This window comes from Micromonospora thermarum, from assembly GCF_012034245.1.
GTDB lineage: Bacteria > Actinomycetota > Actinomycetes > Mycobacteriales > Micromonosporaceae > Micromonospora > Micromonospora thermarum.
On sequence record NZ_JAATEO010000009.1, the window covers coordinates 45,132 to 59,993 of the forward strand.

The 14,862-nt window shown below is 72.8% G+C and carries 15 protein-coding genes and 1 tRNA gene; 11 read left to right on the forward strand and 5 right to left on the reverse strand.

What is annotated here, in order from left to right; genetic code table 11:
* Nucleotides 1-134: 134 nt before the first annotated feature.
* The 6 genes from HCJ94_RS10355 to HCJ94_RS10380 all read left to right on the forward strand — a co-directional run bounded on the left by HCJ94_RS10355 (nt 135) and on the right by HCJ94_RS10380 (nt 5,769).
* A complete protein-coding gene (locus tag HCJ94_RS10355) occupies nt 135-956 on the forward strand; it encodes an esterase/lipase family protein (protein WP_168000766.1) in 822 nt (273 codons plus the stop codon).
* A gap of 187 nt (nt 957-1,143) precedes the next feature.
* Nucleotides 1,144-1,509: a YciI family protein gene (locus HCJ94_RS10360; RefSeq protein WP_168000767.1), complete on the forward strand. Its 366-nt coding sequence runs from the start codon at nt 1,144-1,146 to the stop codon at nt 1,507-1,509.
* A gap of 231 nt (nt 1,510-1,740) precedes the next feature.
* The gene (pyk, locus tag HCJ94_RS10365) at nt 1,741-3,189 is read left to right on the forward strand and encodes a pyruvate kinase (protein ID WP_168000768.1); all 1,449 of its coding nucleotides are present in this window, start codon (nt 1,741-1,743) and stop codon (nt 3,187-3,189) included.
* Nucleotides 3,190-3,259: 70 nt separating this feature from the next.
* Nucleotides 3,260-4,129, forward strand: coding sequence for an acyl-CoA thioesterase (locus HCJ94_RS10370; RefSeq protein ID WP_373684246.1), 870 nt, complete (start codon nt 3,260-3,262; stop codon nt 4,127-4,129).
* An 83-nt stretch (nt 4,130-4,212) separates the two neighbouring features.
* Entirely contained in the window at nt 4,213-4,683 is a 471-nt protein-coding gene (locus HCJ94_RS10375; RefSeq protein ID WP_168000770.1) for an RrF2 family transcriptional regulator, read from the forward strand.
* A 138-nt stretch (nt 4,684-4,821) separates the two neighbouring features.
* Nucleotides 4,822-5,769 (forward strand): sulfite exporter TauE/SafE family protein, encoded by a 948-nt coding sequence (locus HCJ94_RS10380; RefSeq protein WP_168000771.1) that lies wholly within the window; start codon nt 4,822-4,824, stop codon nt 5,767-5,769.
* Nucleotides 5,770-5,889: 120 nt separating this feature from the next.
* Here HCJ94_RS10380 and HCJ94_RS10385 read toward each other — a convergent pair whose 3' ends face one another.
* A complete protein-coding gene (locus HCJ94_RS10385; protein WP_240944119.1) occupies nt 5,890-7,323 on the reverse strand; it encodes a pyridoxal phosphate-dependent decarboxylase family protein in 1,434 nt (477 codons plus the stop codon).
* Between the two features lie 83 nt (nt 7,324-7,406).
* Here HCJ94_RS10385 and HCJ94_RS31445 point away from each other — a divergent pair, with 83 nt between their 5' ends.
* The gene (locus tag HCJ94_RS31445) at nt 7,407-7,553 is read left to right on the forward strand and encodes a rhamnogalacturonan lyase family protein (RefSeq protein WP_373684247.1); all 147 of its coding nucleotides are present in this window, start codon (nt 7,407-7,409) and stop codon (nt 7,551-7,553) included.
* Nucleotides 7,554-7,723: 170 nt separating this feature from the next.
* On the opposite strand, the gene HCJ94_RS10390 is transcribed toward HCJ94_RS31445, so the two are convergent.
* Both HCJ94_RS10390 and HCJ94_RS10395 read right to left on the reverse strand, forming a co-directional pair.
* Entirely contained in the window at nt 7,724-8,722 is a 999-nt protein-coding gene (locus tag HCJ94_RS10390) for an LLM class flavin-dependent oxidoreductase (RefSeq protein ID WP_373684248.1), read from the reverse strand.
* A 46-nt stretch (nt 8,723-8,768) separates the two neighbouring features.
* On the reverse strand, nt 8,769-9,248 hold the full coding sequence (locus tag HCJ94_RS10395; protein ID WP_168000773.1) for an Lrp/AsnC family transcriptional regulator: 480 nt from the start codon (nt 9,246-9,248) through the stop codon (nt 8,769-8,771).
* Between the two features lie 102 nt (nt 9,249-9,350).
* On the opposite strand from HCJ94_RS10395, the gene HCJ94_RS10400 reads away from it, so the two are divergent.
* Nucleotides 9,351-10,511 (forward strand): trans-sulfuration enzyme family protein, encoded by a 1,161-nt coding sequence (locus HCJ94_RS10400; protein WP_168000774.1) that lies wholly within the window; start codon nt 9,351-9,353, stop codon nt 10,509-10,511.
* A 31-nt stretch (nt 10,512-10,542) separates the two neighbouring features.
* On the opposite strand, the gene HCJ94_RS30070 is transcribed toward HCJ94_RS10400, so the two are convergent.
* Entirely contained in the window at nt 10,543-10,731 is a 189-nt protein-coding gene (locus HCJ94_RS30070) for a hypothetical protein (RefSeq protein ID WP_240944120.1), read from the reverse strand.
* 592 nt (nt 10,732-11,323) lie between these two features.
* A tRNA-Leu gene (locus HCJ94_RS10410) sits at nt 11,324-11,407 on the reverse strand.
* Between the two features lie 96 nt (nt 11,408-11,503).
* Here HCJ94_RS10410 and HCJ94_RS10415 point away from each other — a divergent pair.
* The 3 genes from HCJ94_RS10415 (at nt 11,504) to HCJ94_RS10425 (ending at nt 14,787) form a co-directional block, all read left to right on the forward strand.
* A complete protein-coding gene (locus tag HCJ94_RS10415; protein ID WP_168000775.1) occupies nt 11,504-12,124 on the forward strand; it encodes an ANTAR domain-containing response regulator in 621 nt (206 codons plus the stop codon).
* 51 nt (nt 12,125-12,175) lie between these two features.
* Complete coding sequence (locus HCJ94_RS30750) at nt 12,176-13,354, forward strand: hypothetical protein (RefSeq protein WP_309227215.1); 1,179 nt, start codon at nt 12,176-12,178, stop codon at nt 13,352-13,354.
* Nucleotides 13,355-13,614: 260 nt separating this feature from the next.
* Nucleotides 13,615-14,787 carry a branched-chain amino acid ABC transporter substrate-binding protein gene (locus tag HCJ94_RS10425; protein WP_168000776.1) on the forward strand — a complete coding sequence of 391 codons (1,173 nt, stop codon included), beginning with the start codon at nt 13,615-13,617 and terminating at the stop codon, nt 14,785-14,787.
* The last annotated feature ends 75 nt before the right edge of the window (nt 14,788-14,862 follow it).

The window sequence follows — 14,862 nt, forward strand, 5'->3', positions numbered from 1 at the left end:
CCGGAATGCGCCTCTGATGGAACAACGGGTTACCGGAGCGTAACTTGGCATTGACGAGCCTGAATCAATGGCCCCATCATCGTTCGCACCGGTCGATCGGACACCGCACCCACCACCACCCCGGAGGTGCAGCCATGCTGCTCCGAAAGACCGCCACCGTGCTCGCGGCAGCGCTCGCCGCGACGCTCGCCCTCCCGGCCGCGACCGCCGCCGCGGAGCCCGCACCGACCGCTCCGGCGGCGTCCGAACCCACCGCCGTCCCAGCCGCCGAGGACACCGCCGAACGCGCCGACGCCACCGCCAACCCGGTGATCGTCGTCGGTGGCCTCAGCGGCTTCGCCGCCGTCTACGAGCCGATCGCCGCCCGCCTGCGCGGCGACGGCTTCCGTCCGTTCATCTACGAACTGCCGGGGCTCGGCTTCGGCGACATCCCCACCTCCGCCCGCGCCTTCGCCGGGTACGTCGCCCAGGTCCGTGCCGCCACCGGTGCGGCCAAGGTCGACGTCGTGGCGCACTCGCAGGGCGGCCTGGTGGCCCGCTACTACCTGAAGCGGCTGAACGGCACCGACGCCGTCGGCCGGTACGTCAGCCTCGGCACTCCCGAGCAGGGGACGTACGTGGCCAACATCCTCAACTTCATCGGACTCGGCAGCTGTGCGGGCGTCGTCTCCTGTCAGCAGATGATGACCGGCTCGGACTTCATCGACGACCTCAACGCCGGCGACGACACCCCCGGCGCGGTCCGCTACACCACCGTGCGCACCTGGCAGGACGAGTTGGTCCGCCCGGTGGACAACGCCGCCCTGGCCGACGGGGCCACCAACGCGCTGATCCAGGCGTGGTGCCCGCTGCGGCTGGTCGGGCACCTCGGGCTCGCGCTCGACGGCACCACGTACACGGTGATCCGGCAGGCGCTGCGCGACCAGGCGATCCGCCCCAACTGCTTCGCGCTGTAGGCACGACCTGTCCGCGCCGGCGGGGCGGTCGGTGCATCGACCGCCCCGCCGGCGCGTCCACCCGACGCAGCCGCGTGCCGGGGTTGCCGACGAAGTTGGCCGTACCGAACCCCGGCTCGTGGGACGCTGTGCCCGTGCCGTCGGCGTGACCACCCGCCGCCGGTGCGACGGGCGGGAGGAGAGCGCCATGACGGGGACGCCGGAGGTCGACTTCGCGCTCGACACGTACGAGTGCATCGTGCTCTATCCCGGCGCGTCCGGGCGGGCCCTGCCCGCGGAGACCGTGCAGCGGCTCCAGGCTGAGCACAACGCCCACATGCGGGCCATGCAACGGCGCGGGATCATCCTGGTCGCCGGGGCGGTGGACGGGCCCGCCCGCGAGCCGGACCCGCCGCTCGGGTTCGGCCTGGCCCGCACCGGCTCGGTGGACGACGTCCGCAGCGTGATGGAGGCCGACCCCGCCGTGCAGGCCGGCCTCTACAAGGTCGACGTGATGAGCTTCTACTGCCCGGCCGGTTCGCTGGAGTTTCCGCTGGCCAAGACCCAGAGCTAGGGCCGGTTCCATGGGCGTTCGTCGACCGGCCGGGCACCGTTCACCCACGCCCGGCGGCCGGGCTGACACCGGACGGTACGATTCCGGGCGCGCGGTCGCCGATGCCCGCCGTCACGACGTCCCCGGCGTGTGTCCCACCGCCGGCCGCGCACCCGCGCATCGTCGGACAAACGTTGTTCGCAGTGCGACAGGGGTCGGCCCGCAGTCCGGCCCGGAGGAGAGACTAGCCTGATGGGCGTGACACGCCGCGCGAAGATCGTCTGCACACTTGGTCCCGCCACGTCCTCGCCCGAGCGCATCCGGGGGCTCGTCGAGGCCGGCATGAACGTGGCGAGACTGAACTTCAGTCACGGCAGCCACGCCGACCACGAAGCCGTCTACCGGCTCGTACGGGAGGCGGCCGACGCGGCCGGCCGCCCGGTGGCGGTGCTGGCCGACCTGCAGGGCCCGAAGATCCGCCTCGGCCGCTTCGCCGACGGCCCGCACGAGTGGCGCACCGGCGACTCCGTGGTCATCACCAGCGACGACGTCCTCGGCACCAGGGACCGGGTCTCCTGCACCTACAAGAAGCTGCCGCAGGAGGTGAAGCCCGGCGACCGGCTGTTGATCGACGACGGCCGCGTCGCGGTCGAGGTCACCGACGTCAGCGGCAACGACATCCGCTGCCTGGTCACCGAGGGCGGCCCGGTCTCCAACAACAAGGGCGTGTCGCTGCCGAACGTGGCGGTCAGCGTCCCCGCGCTGTCCGACAAGGACTCGGAGGACCTGCGGTTCGCCCTCGGGCTCGGCGTCGACCTGATCGCGCTCTCCTTCGTCCGGTCCGCCGACGACATCAAGCTCGTTCACGCGATCATGGCCGAGGAGGGCGTGCACCGGCCGGTCCTGGCGAAGGTCGAGAAGCCCGAGGCGGTGGACCACCTCGAGGCGATCGTGCTGGCCTTCGACGGTGTCATGGTCGCCCGCGGCGACCTCGGCGTGGAGCTCCCGCTGGACCAGGTCCCGCTGGTGCAGAAGCGCGCCGTGCAGCTCTGCCGGGAGAACGCCAAGCCGGTCATCGTCGCCACCCAGATGCTCGACTCGATGATCGAGAACTCGCGGCCCACCCGCGCCGAGGCGTCCGACGTCGCGAACGCCGTCCTCGACGGCGCCGACGCGGTGATGCTCTCCGGCGAGACCAGCGTCGGCAAGTACCCGGTGCTCACCGTCAGCACCATGGCCAAGATCGTCACCACCACCGAGGCCGGCTCGATCGGGGTGCCCCGGCTCCAGCACGACCCGCGGACGCACGGCGGCGCGCTCACCGTCGCCGCGTCGTCGATCGCCCGGGCCATCGGCGCCAAGGCCCTGGTGGCGTTCTCGCAGACCGGCGACACCGTCCGCCGGCTGTCCCGGCTGCACTGCGACCTGCCGCTGCTCGCGTTCACCCCGGTTCCCGAGGTGCGCAACCAGCTCGCGCTGTCCTGGGGCGTGGAGACCTTCCTGATGCCGTTCGTCGAGCACACCGACGACATGTTCCGCCAGGTCGACGAGGCGCTGCTCGGCCTGGGCCGGGCCAACCCCGGCGAGTACGTCGTGATCGTCGCGGGCAGCCCGCCCGGCACCCCCGGCTCGACCAACACGCTGCGCGTACACCAGCTGGGGTCGCTGGTCGACGCCGCCTCGGCAAGGGCGTTGCAGTGAGCGCGCGGAGTGAGCCGGGGTTGCGAGCCCCGCAGTCGCGAACGGAGACAGCTCAGTGAGCGCCGCGGAGATCGCGGTCGGCCAGGCCGCCGTCGACCAGTTGCTGGAGGTTCTGGACCTCACGCCGACCGGCGAGATGGCCTTCCGGGGGATGAGCCCGCCGGTCGGTCCGCAGCGGGTGTACGGGGGGCAGGTCGCCGGCCAGGCCCTCGTCGCCGCCGGTCGCACCGTCGACCCGGAGCGGTTCGTGCACTCGCTGCACGGCTACTTCGTGCGCCCCGGCGACCCGGTCGAGCCGATCGAGTACCAGGTGGAGAACATCCGCGACGGCCGCTCGTTCTCGGTCCGCCGCTCGGTCGCCCTCCAGCACGACAAGCCGATCTTCTTCATGTCCGCGTCCTTCCAGCGGGTGGAGGAGGGGCTGGACCACCAGGCGCCGGCCCCGCTGGACGTGCCCGGGCCGGACGAGGTGCCGACCATGAGCGACCGGCTCGCCCGCTACCCGGAGCGGCTCGGCATCTGGGCGCAGATCCCGCGCCCGATCGACGTCCGCTACGTCGGCGAGCCGGGCTGGGTCCGCCCCGGTGACCGTCCCGCCGAGCCGCACCAACGGGTGTGGATGCGGATCGACGGCAAGCTGCCCGACGACCCGCTGCTGCACGCGTGCGCGCTGACGTACGCCTCCGACCTGACCCTGCTGGACTCGGTGCTCTCGGTGCACGGCGAGGTCTGGGGGCCCGGCGGCGTGGTGGGCGCGAGCCTGGACCACGCGCTGTGGTTCCACCGCCCGTTCCGCGCCGACGAGTGGTTCCTCTACGACTGCTGGAGCCCGTCGGCGTCCGGCGCGCGGGGGCTGGCGAGCGGCCGGATGGTCACCCGCGACGGGCGGCACATCGCGAGCGCCGTCCAGGAGGGCCTGCTGCGCCGGGTCGGCGCCTGACGCTGCGCCAGCTGCGGCGTGCCTGGCCGATCGGCCGAGGGGTGATCGGCCAGGCGGGGTGACTGCCGGATAACCTGTCCGGCATGCGTCTCTCCGCCCGGGTCGACTACGCCCTCCGCGCGGTCGCCGAGCTCGCCTCGGTGACCGGCGGCAACACCGCCGGGCGGGGGCGGCCGGTGACCGCCGACCAGATCGCCCGCGCCCAGGACATCCCGCCGAAGTTCCTGGAGAGCATCCTGCTGCAACTGCGCCGGGGCGGCATCGTGCACGCCCAGCGGGGCCCGGAGGGCGGCTACTGGCTGGCCCGGCCGGCGGCCGAGATCTCCCTCGCCGAGGTGATCCGGGTGATCGACGGGCCGCTCGCGCATGTGCGGGGGCAGCGACCGGAGGATCTCGGCTACCACGGGGCCGCGCGCGCCCTCCAGGACGTGTGGATCGCCCTGCGGGCCAGCGAACGGCAGATCCTCGAACTGGTGACCGTCGCCGACGTGGCCGGTGGCACGCTCCCGCCGCGGGTCACCGAACTGGCCGCCGACCCGGCCGCCTGGACCTGACCGGCCGGCCACCCGCCGCACCACCCCGGGCTGACCCCGCGCCTGTCCCACTGACCGAACAGGGGCTTGACCCCGGCACCCCCCGTCCCGCATTGTCGACCAAGTCGATAGGAGATACCCAAAAACTCGGGAGGTGGCGTGCGCAAGCTGCTCGTCCTCGCGCTCGTCGGGCTCGCCGCGCAGCTCGTCGACGGCGCGCTCGGCATGGCGTACGGGCTCACCTCCTCGACGCTGCTGCTGCTCGCCGGCGTCGCGCCGGCCGCCGCCTCGGCGTCGGTGCACCTCGCCGAGATGGGCACGACGCTCGCCGCGGGTGTGGCGCACTGGCGGTTCGGCAACGTCGACTGGCGCGTGGTCGGCCGCATCGCCGTGCCCGGCGCGCTCGGGGCGTTCGCCGGGGCCACGTTCCTCAGCGCCATCTCCACCGAGGCCGCCGCCCCCTGGATGGCGGCCATCCTGTTCACGCTCGGCGCGTACCTGCTGGTGCGCTTCTCCCGGCCGCTGCGCACCGAGCGGCGCGCCGGCCGGCTGCGCGGGCGCTTCCTCGGGCCGCTCGGCCTGGCCGCCGGTTTCATCGACGCCACCGGCGGCGGGGGCTGGGGGCCGGTGGCCACGCCCGCGCTGCTGGTCAGCGGCCGGATGGAGCCGCGCAAGGTGATCGGCTCGGTCGACACCGCCGAGTTCCTGGTCGCCGGCGCGGCCAGCGTCGGCTTCCTCCTCGGCCTCGGCTCCGAAGGCTTCCTGCTACCGATGGTGGCCGCCCTGCTGGTCGGCGGCCTGATCGCCGCCCCGCTGGCCGCGTGGCTGGTCCGCATCGTGCCCGCCCAGCTGCTCGGCGCGGCGATCGGCGGCGTGATCGTGCTGACCAACGCCCGCACGCTGATGCGCGCCGCCGACCTCGGTGGCGGAGCCCGACCGGCCCTGTACGCGCTTCTGGTCGCCGGCTGGGTCGCCGCGCTCGGGTTCGCCGTCCGGGCCCTGCTGCGCGCCCGCCGCGCCCGGGCGCTGGCGAACGCCGCCCACCCGGCCCCGCCCGCCACCGCCGACCCCACCCCCGAGCCGGCCACCGCCGCCCTCACCCACTGACCCCCGGCGCTCACCCCGCCCCCGCTCCCGTTGATCATGACGTTGGCGGGTGGTTCGATCTCCACATCACCCGTCAACGTCATGATCGACGAGGCGCCCCGGGTCGGGCCGGGCCGGGCGTCAGTGGGGGAGGAGGGTGTCGGCCGCCGCGCTGAGCAGGGTCCAGGCCTCGTCGACGTGGGCCTTGGTGGTGTGCGGTGAGCCGACCGCCAGCCGCAGCGTGTGCCGGCCGGCCACGCGGGTGTGCGTCAGGTGCACCCGGCCGCTCGCGTTCACCCGGGCGAGCAGTTCGGCGTTGACCGCGTCGTCGGCCCGCAGCCGGAAGCAGACCAGCGAGTACGGGTGCGGCGCGGCCAGCTCGAACCGGTCGTCGGCGCGGACCCGGTCGGCGAAGCGGGCGGCGAGCGCCACCCCGGACCGGATGTGCGCGCGCAGGCCCTCCACCCCGTACCAGCGCAGGACGAACCACAGCTTCAACGCCCGGAACCGGCGACCCAGCGGCACCTGCCAGTCCCGGTAGTCGATCACCGCCCCGGACTCGGTGGCCGCGTTGCGCAGGTACTCCGGCAGCACCGTCAGCGCCTCGATCAGCTCGCCCCGGTCGGCTACCCAGAACGCGTCGCAGTCGAACCCGGTGAGCAGCCACTTGTGGGGGTCGAAGCAGTACGAGTCGGCGTACTCCAGGCCGGCGTGCCCGGACCGCAGCTCGGGGCAGACCGTCGCGGCACCCGCGTACGCGGCGTCGACGTGCAGGAAGATCCCGTACTCGGCGCAGATCGCGCCGATCTCCGGCAGCGGGTCGACGGCCGTCGTGGAGGTGGTTCCCACGGTGGCGACCACGATCGTCGGCACCACCCCGTCGGCCCGGTCCGCCTCGACGGCGGCCCGCAGCGCGGCCGGCGACATGGCGAGTGTCTCCGGGTCCACCTCGACCACCCGGACGCCGTCGGCGCCCAGCCCGGCGATCCGCGCGGCCTTCTCGATGGACGAGTGGCCCTGGGTGGACGTGTACGCGCGGTAGCGGCGGTCGACGCCGCCCTCCCGCCACCGGCCGCCGCTGGCCCGGTGCACCGCGACCAGTGTCGCCACCAGGGTCGCCGAGCTGGCCGAGTCCTGGATGACGCCGCCGCCGGCGCCGGCGGACCGGAACCGCTTCGGCAGGTCGAGCAGGTCGGCGAGCCAGTCCAGCATCGCGGTCTCCAGCTCGGTGCAGGCCGGCCCGGTCGCCCAGAGCATTCCCTGCACGCCCAGCCCCGAGCTGACCAGGTCGCCGAGCACGCTCGGGCCGGACGTGTTGGCCGGGAAGTAGCCGAAGAAGCCGGGGTGCTGCCAGTGCGTGAGGTGCGGCGTGACCAGCGTGTCGAGGTCGGCGAGGACCGCCTCGACCGGTTCACCGCGTTCGGGCGGCCCGTCCGGGAGGGCGGCGACCACCGTGCCGGGCGGGGCCGCCGAGGTGACCGGGCGCTCCGGCAGCGTGGCCCAGTAGTCGGCGATCCAGTCCACCACCGCGTGCCCGGCGCGGCGGAACTCCTCGGGGGTCATGTGCGCAGCCATCCCGCGAGTGGATCAAGAATGGCGGGGCGGAGGCAAGGACAGCGGCCGATTGTGTCGAGAAAGCGCTTGCCCTAGCATCGCCGCTGCGCGGAGCCACATACGCCGACGTCAATACGTCGGGCTCCACCCCGGCCCTGTCTGCCGACATCCTCGGCGACTGGCGCGAGGAGGTCGGCTGGCGCACCGCCGACAGCCGCGCCCCGCCCGCGCCGGACATCCACCTGCGCTGACGCGAGAGAATGAGGCACCGGGCCGGAGCCGCGGAACCCGCTGACTCCGACCCGGTGCGCCACACCGTGGCACCCCCGACCCGTCCCGACCGGGAATGCCGTACCACCACCGGAACCCAAGCTATGCGCGCCGCGCGTCCCGCGAGTGACGTCGGAGTAAAGATCGTGTTTCAGGTGTTCCGGGACAACCCACCGGCGATCAGCTCGAACGACCGCACCCGGTCGGCCACGTCGTACACCAGCGTGGTGAGCATCAGCTCGTCCGCACCCGTACGCTCCAGCAGGTCCCCGAGCTGCCGCCGGACCGTCTCCGGCGAACCCGTCGCCTGCCCCTCCCGGCGCTGCGCGACGAACTCCCGCTCCAGCTCCGTGTACGGGTACGCCGCCGCCTCCTCCGGCGTGGCGAGGGGCTCCGGCCGGCCCGCGCGCAGCTTCAGGAACGACAGCCCCGCCGGCCCGGCCAGCCACTCGGCCCGCTCGTCGGTCTCCGCGCACACCGCGTTGACCGCCACCATCGCGTACGGCCGCTCCAGCCACCGCGACGGCCGGAAGCTCTGCCGGTACAGCGCCAGCGCCGGCAGCGTGTTCTGCGCGCTGAAGTGGTGCGCGAACGAGAACGGCAGGCCCAGCAGCCCGGCCAACCGGGCGCTGAACCCGCTTGAGCCCAGCAGCCAGACCGCCGGCCGCTGCCCCAGGCCCGGCGTGGCCGTGATCGGCCCCGGGTCCTCACCGGTGAAGTAGTTCATCAGGTCCGTCAGCTCCCGGGGAAACCCCTCCGCCGACAGCCCCTCCATCGTCCGGCGCAGCGCCAGCGCCGTCATCTGGTCCGTGCCCGGCGCGCGCCCGATGCCGAGGTCGATCCGGCCCGGATGCAGCGCCTCCAGGGTGCCGAACTGCTCGGCCACCACCAGCGGCGCGTGGTTGGGCAGCATCACCCCGCCCGAGCCCAGCCGGATCGTGCTCGTGCGCGCCGCCAGGTGCGCCAGCAGCACCGCCGGCGCCGACGACGCGATCGCCGGCATGTTGTGGTGCTCGGCCACCCAGAACCGGTGGTACCCGAGTTCCTCCGTCCGGCGGGCCAGCTCGGTCGTGTGCCGCAGCGCCTCCCCGGCGCTCGCGCCGCGCGCCACCGGAGCAAGATCAAGAACAGACAACGGTACGTCGATCACAACCGTCGCCAACCGCCCGACCGTCACGTCTGTTCCGGATCGTGCCCTATCCCACGCCGCGCGCCTGCTCGAAGATCAGGCTCGTCTGGGTGTGCTGCACCGCCGGATCCACCGCCAGATGGTCCAGCACGAAGTCCCGCAACGCGTCCGCCGACGCCGCCCGCACGTGCAGCACGTAGTCCTCCGCGCCCGCCACGTGGAACACCGACACCACCCCCGGCAACCGCACCGACCGCGCCCGGAACGCGTCCACCACCGCCCGGTCGTGCGCCGACAGCCGCACCGACACCAGCGCCTGCAACGGCAGGCCCACCGCCGTCGGGTCCACCTCCGCGTGGAACCCCCGGATCGCCCCGCACTCCCGCAACGCCCGCGTACGCGCCAGGCAGGTCGACGGAGCCACCCCCACCCGTTCGGCGAGGGCGTTGTTCGGCAGGCGGCCGTCCGCGGCCAGCTCCGCCAGGATCGCGCGGTCGGTGTCGTCCAGGCTCGCGTACGGCCGCACATCGTTCGGTGCAACGGGCATGCCGCCATCCTCTCCCGAATCGCACAGCCTTGCCTAGGGCATCTGCCGAATGATGTTCGATCCTATTGCTCTGCATACCTCACATGTTCGATCCTTCCCGGCATGACGACCGTGGACACCCGAGCCGTGCACGCCGGCCGCGACGACCTCGCCGCCCTCGGCGTCCACGCCGCGCCCATCGACCTGTCCACCACCAACCCGCTGCCCTCCGTCGACACCGGCGGCGACGCGTACGAGACCCTCGCCACCGGCGGGACCCTCCCACCCGGCGGCACCGCCGTCTACCAGCGGCTCTGGAACCCCACCGTCGCCCGCTTCGAGACCGCCCTCGCCGACCTCGAAGGCACCACCGACGCCGTCGCCTTCGCCAGCGGCATGGCCGCCCTCACCGCCACCCTGCTCGCCGCCACCCGGGAGGGGAAGCGGCACCTCGTCGCCGTCCGCCCCCTCTACGGCGGCACCGACCACGTCCTCGCCACCGGCCTGCTCGGCACCGACGTCACCTGGGCCCGCCCCGACGAGGTCGCCGCCGCCGTCCGGCCCGACACCGCGCTCGTCCTCGTCGAGACCCCCGCCAACCCCACCCTCGACCTCGTCGACATCGCCGCGCTCGCCCGCGCCGCCGGGCACGCGCCACTGCTCGTCGACAACACCGTCGCCACGCCCGTGCTCCAGCAGCCCGCCCGGCACGGCGCCACCCTCGTCCTGCACAGCGCCACCAAGAGCATCGGCGGCCACGGCGACGTCCTTGCCGGCGTCGTCGCCTGCGACACCGACTGGGCCAGCCGGCTCCGGCAGGTGCGGGCACTCACCGGCGCGATCCTGCACCCCCTCGGCGCGTACCTCGCCCACCGCGGCCTTCAGACCCTCCCGCTGCGCGTCCGCGCCCAGCAGGCCGGCGCCGAGAAACTCGCCGCCTGGCTCGCCGACCACCCCGCCGTCACGCGCGTCCACCACCCCTCGCTGCACGACCCCGCCGGGCTCGTCGGCCGCCAGATGGCCGGCCCGGGCAGCCTCCTCGCCTTCGAGGTACGCGGCGCCGCGCCCGCCGCGGCCGCCGTCGCCGGCGCCTGCCGGCTCATCACCCACGCCGTGTCGCTTGGCGGCGTCGACACCCTGATCCAGCACCCGGCGTCGCTCACCCACCGGCCGGTGCAGGGGGAGGCCAAGCCGGTCGGCGGGCTGCTGCGGCTGTCGGTCGGCCTGGAGGACCCGGAGGACCTGCGCACGGACCTGGAGCAGGCGCTCGCCGCGATCGCCTGACGGTCCAGCCGGAGCGTGCCTGCACCGCGCGTCACGACTTCGGGCCGACGTGGCGGTCGAGTGCGACGACGGCTTCCCGTCGCGCGACGGACAGCGACCACGGAAAGTTCATCCGCCAGGAGATGCCCAGCAGGTCGAGGGCCCACTGGCAGTGGTTCATGATGTCGGCTGAGCGATTCGAGAACATGTAGCGCGGATAGAGGTACTCCTTGCCGCGCACCGGCACCCGATTGGTGAACCGGGTGCCGTCAGAGTGGAACAGCCCGCGGAGGAAGTGTCCTGCCTGCTCGGTGACGATGTCACGTTGTCAGTCGGCGAGCACGATCGGCCGCTGATGCTTCTTGCCCGGGCCGTGCTGCGAAACAGGCATGGCCGGTGCTTTCCGGTGCTCTGCACCGCCACGCAACCTCGCTTCTGAATGCGTTGGACCTTGTTCGCGAGAACAGTCCGCATCGCGGTGTCGCACGCGTCGATGAGGTTGGGCCACGCGTCGGCGCAGTAGATGCGGAGGACGGGGGTGGGGTCGGACGTGACGAGGTGACCGTCGCCGAGATACAGGCCGAGCAGGTAGGCGTATGCCGCCGGATCAGTCAACTTGGCGACATCGGGCGCGCACCGGAAGCAGCGCGTCGCCGTGCCGAACATCGCCGGCTCGGGCCGGTCGACGCACCAGTGCCAGACCGTCGTGTACGGCAGGGAGAGTGTGCGGGCCACTGCCTTGATGTTGTAGCCGCGGGCACGAAGGGCGCGGGCGCGTGCCCGCATCTCTGGTGGATGCACACCTGAATCTTCGAACAGGTGTATGACAAGAGTGCCGGGAGCGGGACTTGAACCCGCACGCCCTTACGGGCAGATGCTTTTGAGGCATCCGAGTCTGCCGATTCCTCCATCCCGGCATCCCCCTCACGAGGGTGTGGCTCACTGTACCCGACTAGGCTCATGCGGGAGCATGGGTGGTAGCCGTGCTGAGAACGATGGTGGGGGTAAGGCTCGTGGCCGAGACGCAGACGGACGCCGAGCGCAGGCGCGTACTGATCGCCGAGGACGAGGCGCTCATCCGGCTGGACCTCGCCGAGATGCTCGCCGAGGAGGGCTACGAGGTCGTCGGCGAGGCCGGCGACGGTGAGACCGCCGTCCGGCTCGCCGAGGAGCTGAAGCCCGACCTGGTCATCCTCGACATCAAGATGCCGATCATGGACGGGCTGGCCGCCGCCGAGCGGATCGCCGGCGCCCGGATCGCCCCGGTGATCATCCTGACCGCGTTCAGCCAGCGGGACCTGGTGGAGCGGGCGCGGGCGGCCGGCGCGATGGCGTACCTGGTGAAGCCCTTCCAGAAGAGCGACCTGGTGCCGGCGGTGGAGATCGCCCTGTCGCGGTACTCGGAGATCGCCGCCCTCGAGTCGGAGGTCGCCGGCCTGACCGACCGCCTGGAGGTCCGCAAGACCGTCGAGCGCGCGAAGGGCGCGCTGATGACGACGTACGGGATGACCGAGCCGCAGGCGTTCAAGTGGATCCAGCGCACGGCGATGGACCACCGGATGACCATGAAGGAGGTCGCCGAGCGGATCCTCGCGGAGACCGCCGGCGGCGAGGTGGCCCGCCCGGCCACCTGAGGACCCACCCGGCCGGTCCGGGTGCCGCCCCGGATCGATAGCATCGGATCCGTGTCGGCGCGGCGGCTGGTGGCGGTGCTCACGGCCGTCGTGCTGCTCGCCGGCTGCGAGCGGGCCACGTCGTTCGACGGGCCGGAGCCCCCGCTGAGGCCCGCCTGGGCCTCGCTGTCCCTTCCGCTCCCGCCGGGCCCTCCGGGGCGGCTGCTGCTGCGCGACGCGGCGACCTGCGGGGGCCGGTGGTACGTGACGGGTGGCGTCGCCGACGCGGCGGGTGGCACCCGGCCGGCGGCGTGGACGAGTGCGGACGGTGTGACGTTCACGCCGCTGACGCTGGTGCCGTCGAGCTTCTCCGGTGAGCAGCACGTGCTGTCGGCGGTGGCGTGCCGCGGGTCGCGGGTGGCGGCGGTCGGGTCGAAGGGCGGGGGAGTGCACGGCAATCCGCGGGTCGGGACCTGGGCGCAGGGCCCGGACGGGGCGTTGCGGGAGGTGCTGGCGCCGTTCGAGCAGTTCGGTGGCCCGCGGGCGGTACGCGTCGGCCGGCTGGTGGCGGGTCCGCGGGGCTGGCTGGTGGTGGGTTCGCGGGTGGCCGGGGCCGCGGTGTGGATCTCGCCGGACTCGTCGGCGTTCACCCTGGTGGAGGGCGCGCCGGAGCTCGCGGGCGACGGTCGCGGGCGCACGGCGGCGGACGACGCGGTGGCCGTACCGTCCGGGTGGCTGGTGGTGGGGTCGTTGCTGGCGGCGGCCGGGCCCCGGCCGTTGGCCTGGACGTCGGCGGACGGCCGGGTGTGGCGGCGGGCGGAGCTGCCAGGTGGGCCGGTCGGGTCCGGGGCGGCACAGCGGGTGGTGGCCTCCGCGCGCGGGCCGGTGGCGGTGGGTTCGGCGGGTGCCGCGGGCTTCGGGGCGTGGCGGTTGTCGGGCGACGGGTGGCGGTGGGTCGGGACGTTGGGTACGGCCGGGACGTCCGCGGGGGGTGGGGTGCCGTCGGTGGCGGGTCTGGCGGCGGCCGGCGGGGACCTGGTGGCGGTCGTCCGCGAGGCGGCCGGTCACGCGCTGTGGACGTCGTCCGATGCGGGGGATTCGTGGCGACCGATGGCGCTGCCGAGGGCGGTTCCGGACACGGGTGACACGGCGGTGGCGGTGGCCACCGATGGAGATCGATTGCTGTTGGTCGAGGATGACGGAAAAGGGTCCCGTGCCTGGTGGGGGCGGGTGCCGGCGGTCGATCGGTAGCTGGTCTAACGACTTTCGCTCGTTACCTTCGAAACGAAGGTGAAAAGCCTTCACAACTGAAGGTTCTTACAGCGATCGTTTCCGATCGGGCACGGCGTGTAACGGTTCGGTCAACCCGATCCCCTGGGGCTTACATCACAGCTCAACGGTGGGATAACGTCCGGCCCCAGACCGGCGACGACGGTCTGGTTCGGCCGCCCCCGCAAGGGCCAATCGGCACCGGGTGGATCGGACCATTGGGATGGAGGAGGGTACGAGCCGTGAGGCAGAAGCTCGCACGGGTGCTGGGTGGCATCGCCATCAGCGCTCTGGTGTTCGGCGGCGCGGCCGCTTGCAAGGCTGACAGTGGTAGCGAGGGTGGCGGCGGCAGCAACGCCGCCTGCGATCTCAAGATCGGCTTCTTCGGCCCGCTCACCGGCGACGCCGCCGGTCTCGGTATCCACATGCGTAACGGCACCAAGCTGGCGATCGACCAGTACAACAAGGAGAACGCCGACTGCAAGGTCAACCTGACCGAGTACGACTCGCAGGGTGACCCGGCCAAGGCCCCCGCCCTCGCCCAGCAGGCCGTCGGTGACCAGAAGGTCGTCGGCATCATCGGCCCGGCCTTCTCCGGCGAGTCCGAGGTCGCCGACCCGATCTTCGACGAGGCGGGTCTGCCGATCATCACCCCGTCGGCCACCCGGCCGAGCCTGAGCACCAAGGGCTGGAAGATCTTCCACCGGGGCGTCGGTAACGACACCTCGCAGGGCCCGGCCGCCGGTCGGTACATCAAGGACGTCTTGAAGGCCGAGAAGGTCTACGTCGTCGACGACCAGTCCGCCTACGGCGCCGGTCTGAAGGACGAGGTCAAGAAGGTCATCGGCGCGAGCGTGGTCGGCGAGGACAAGATCCAGGTCAAGCAGACCAACTTCTCCGCCGTCTCCACCCGGATCATCTCCAGCGGCGCGACGGTGCTGTTCTTCGGTGGCTACTACACCGAGGCGGGCCTGCTGCTCAAGCAGCTCAAGGGCGCCGGCTGGAAGGGCACGATGGTCGCCGGTGACGGCGTCAACGACGCCAACTTCATCAAGGTCGCCGGCGAGGCGGTCGCCGAGGGCACGATCCTGACCTGCCCGTGCGCTCCGGCCACGGCGGCCAAGGGCACCTTCCTCACCGACTACAAGGCGGCGTTCGACAACGCCGAGCCCGGCACCTACGCCGACGTGTCGTACGACATCACCAAGATCATGCTGGAGGGCATCAAGGCGGGTAAGGCCACCCGTGCCGACCTGCTGTCCTTCATCAAGTCGTACAACAAGGCGGGCACCGCGACCGGCGTGACCTACAAGTTCGAGGGCACCGGCGAGCTGGACCCGGCCCAGGTCATCGTCTGGGCGTTCAAGGTCAACGCGGGCAAGGTCGTTCCGGACGTCGAGATCCCCAAGGCCTGACCGGACAGCCGGTCCCCCTCGGGAACCACGGTGCGGCCGGGAGTTCTGCTCCCGGCCGCATCGCTTGGCCGCACC

Excerpts from the sequence above, each read along its gene's own strand:
- HCJ94_RS10355 (WP_168000766.1), top strand. The coding sequence starts at position 135 with ATGCTGCTCCGAAAGACCGCCACCGTGCTCGCGGCAGCGCTCGCCGCG.
- HCJ94_RS10360 (WP_168000767.1), top strand. The coding sequence starts at position 1,144 with ATGACGGGGACGCCGGAGGTCGACTTCGCGCTCGACACGTACGAGTGC.
- pyk (WP_168000768.1), top strand. The coding sequence starts at position 1,741 with ATGGGCGTGACACGCCGCGCGAAGATCGTCTGCACACTTGGTCCCGCC.
- HCJ94_RS10375 (WP_168000770.1), top strand. The coding sequence starts at position 4,213 with ATGCGTCTCTCCGCCCGGGTCGACTACGCCCTCCGCGCGGTCGCCGAG.
- HCJ94_RS10385 (WP_240944119.1), bottom strand. The coding sequence starts at position 7,323 with ATGGCTGCGCACATGACCCCCGAGGAGTTCCGCCGCGCCGGGCACGCG.
- HCJ94_RS10395 (WP_168000773.1), bottom strand. The coding sequence starts at position 9,248 with ATGCCCGTTGCACCGAACGATGTGCGGCCGTACGCGAGCCTGGACGAC.
- HCJ94_RS10400 (WP_168000774.1), top strand. The coding sequence starts at position 9,351 with ATGACGACCGTGGACACCCGAGCCGTGCACGCCGGCCGCGACGACCTC.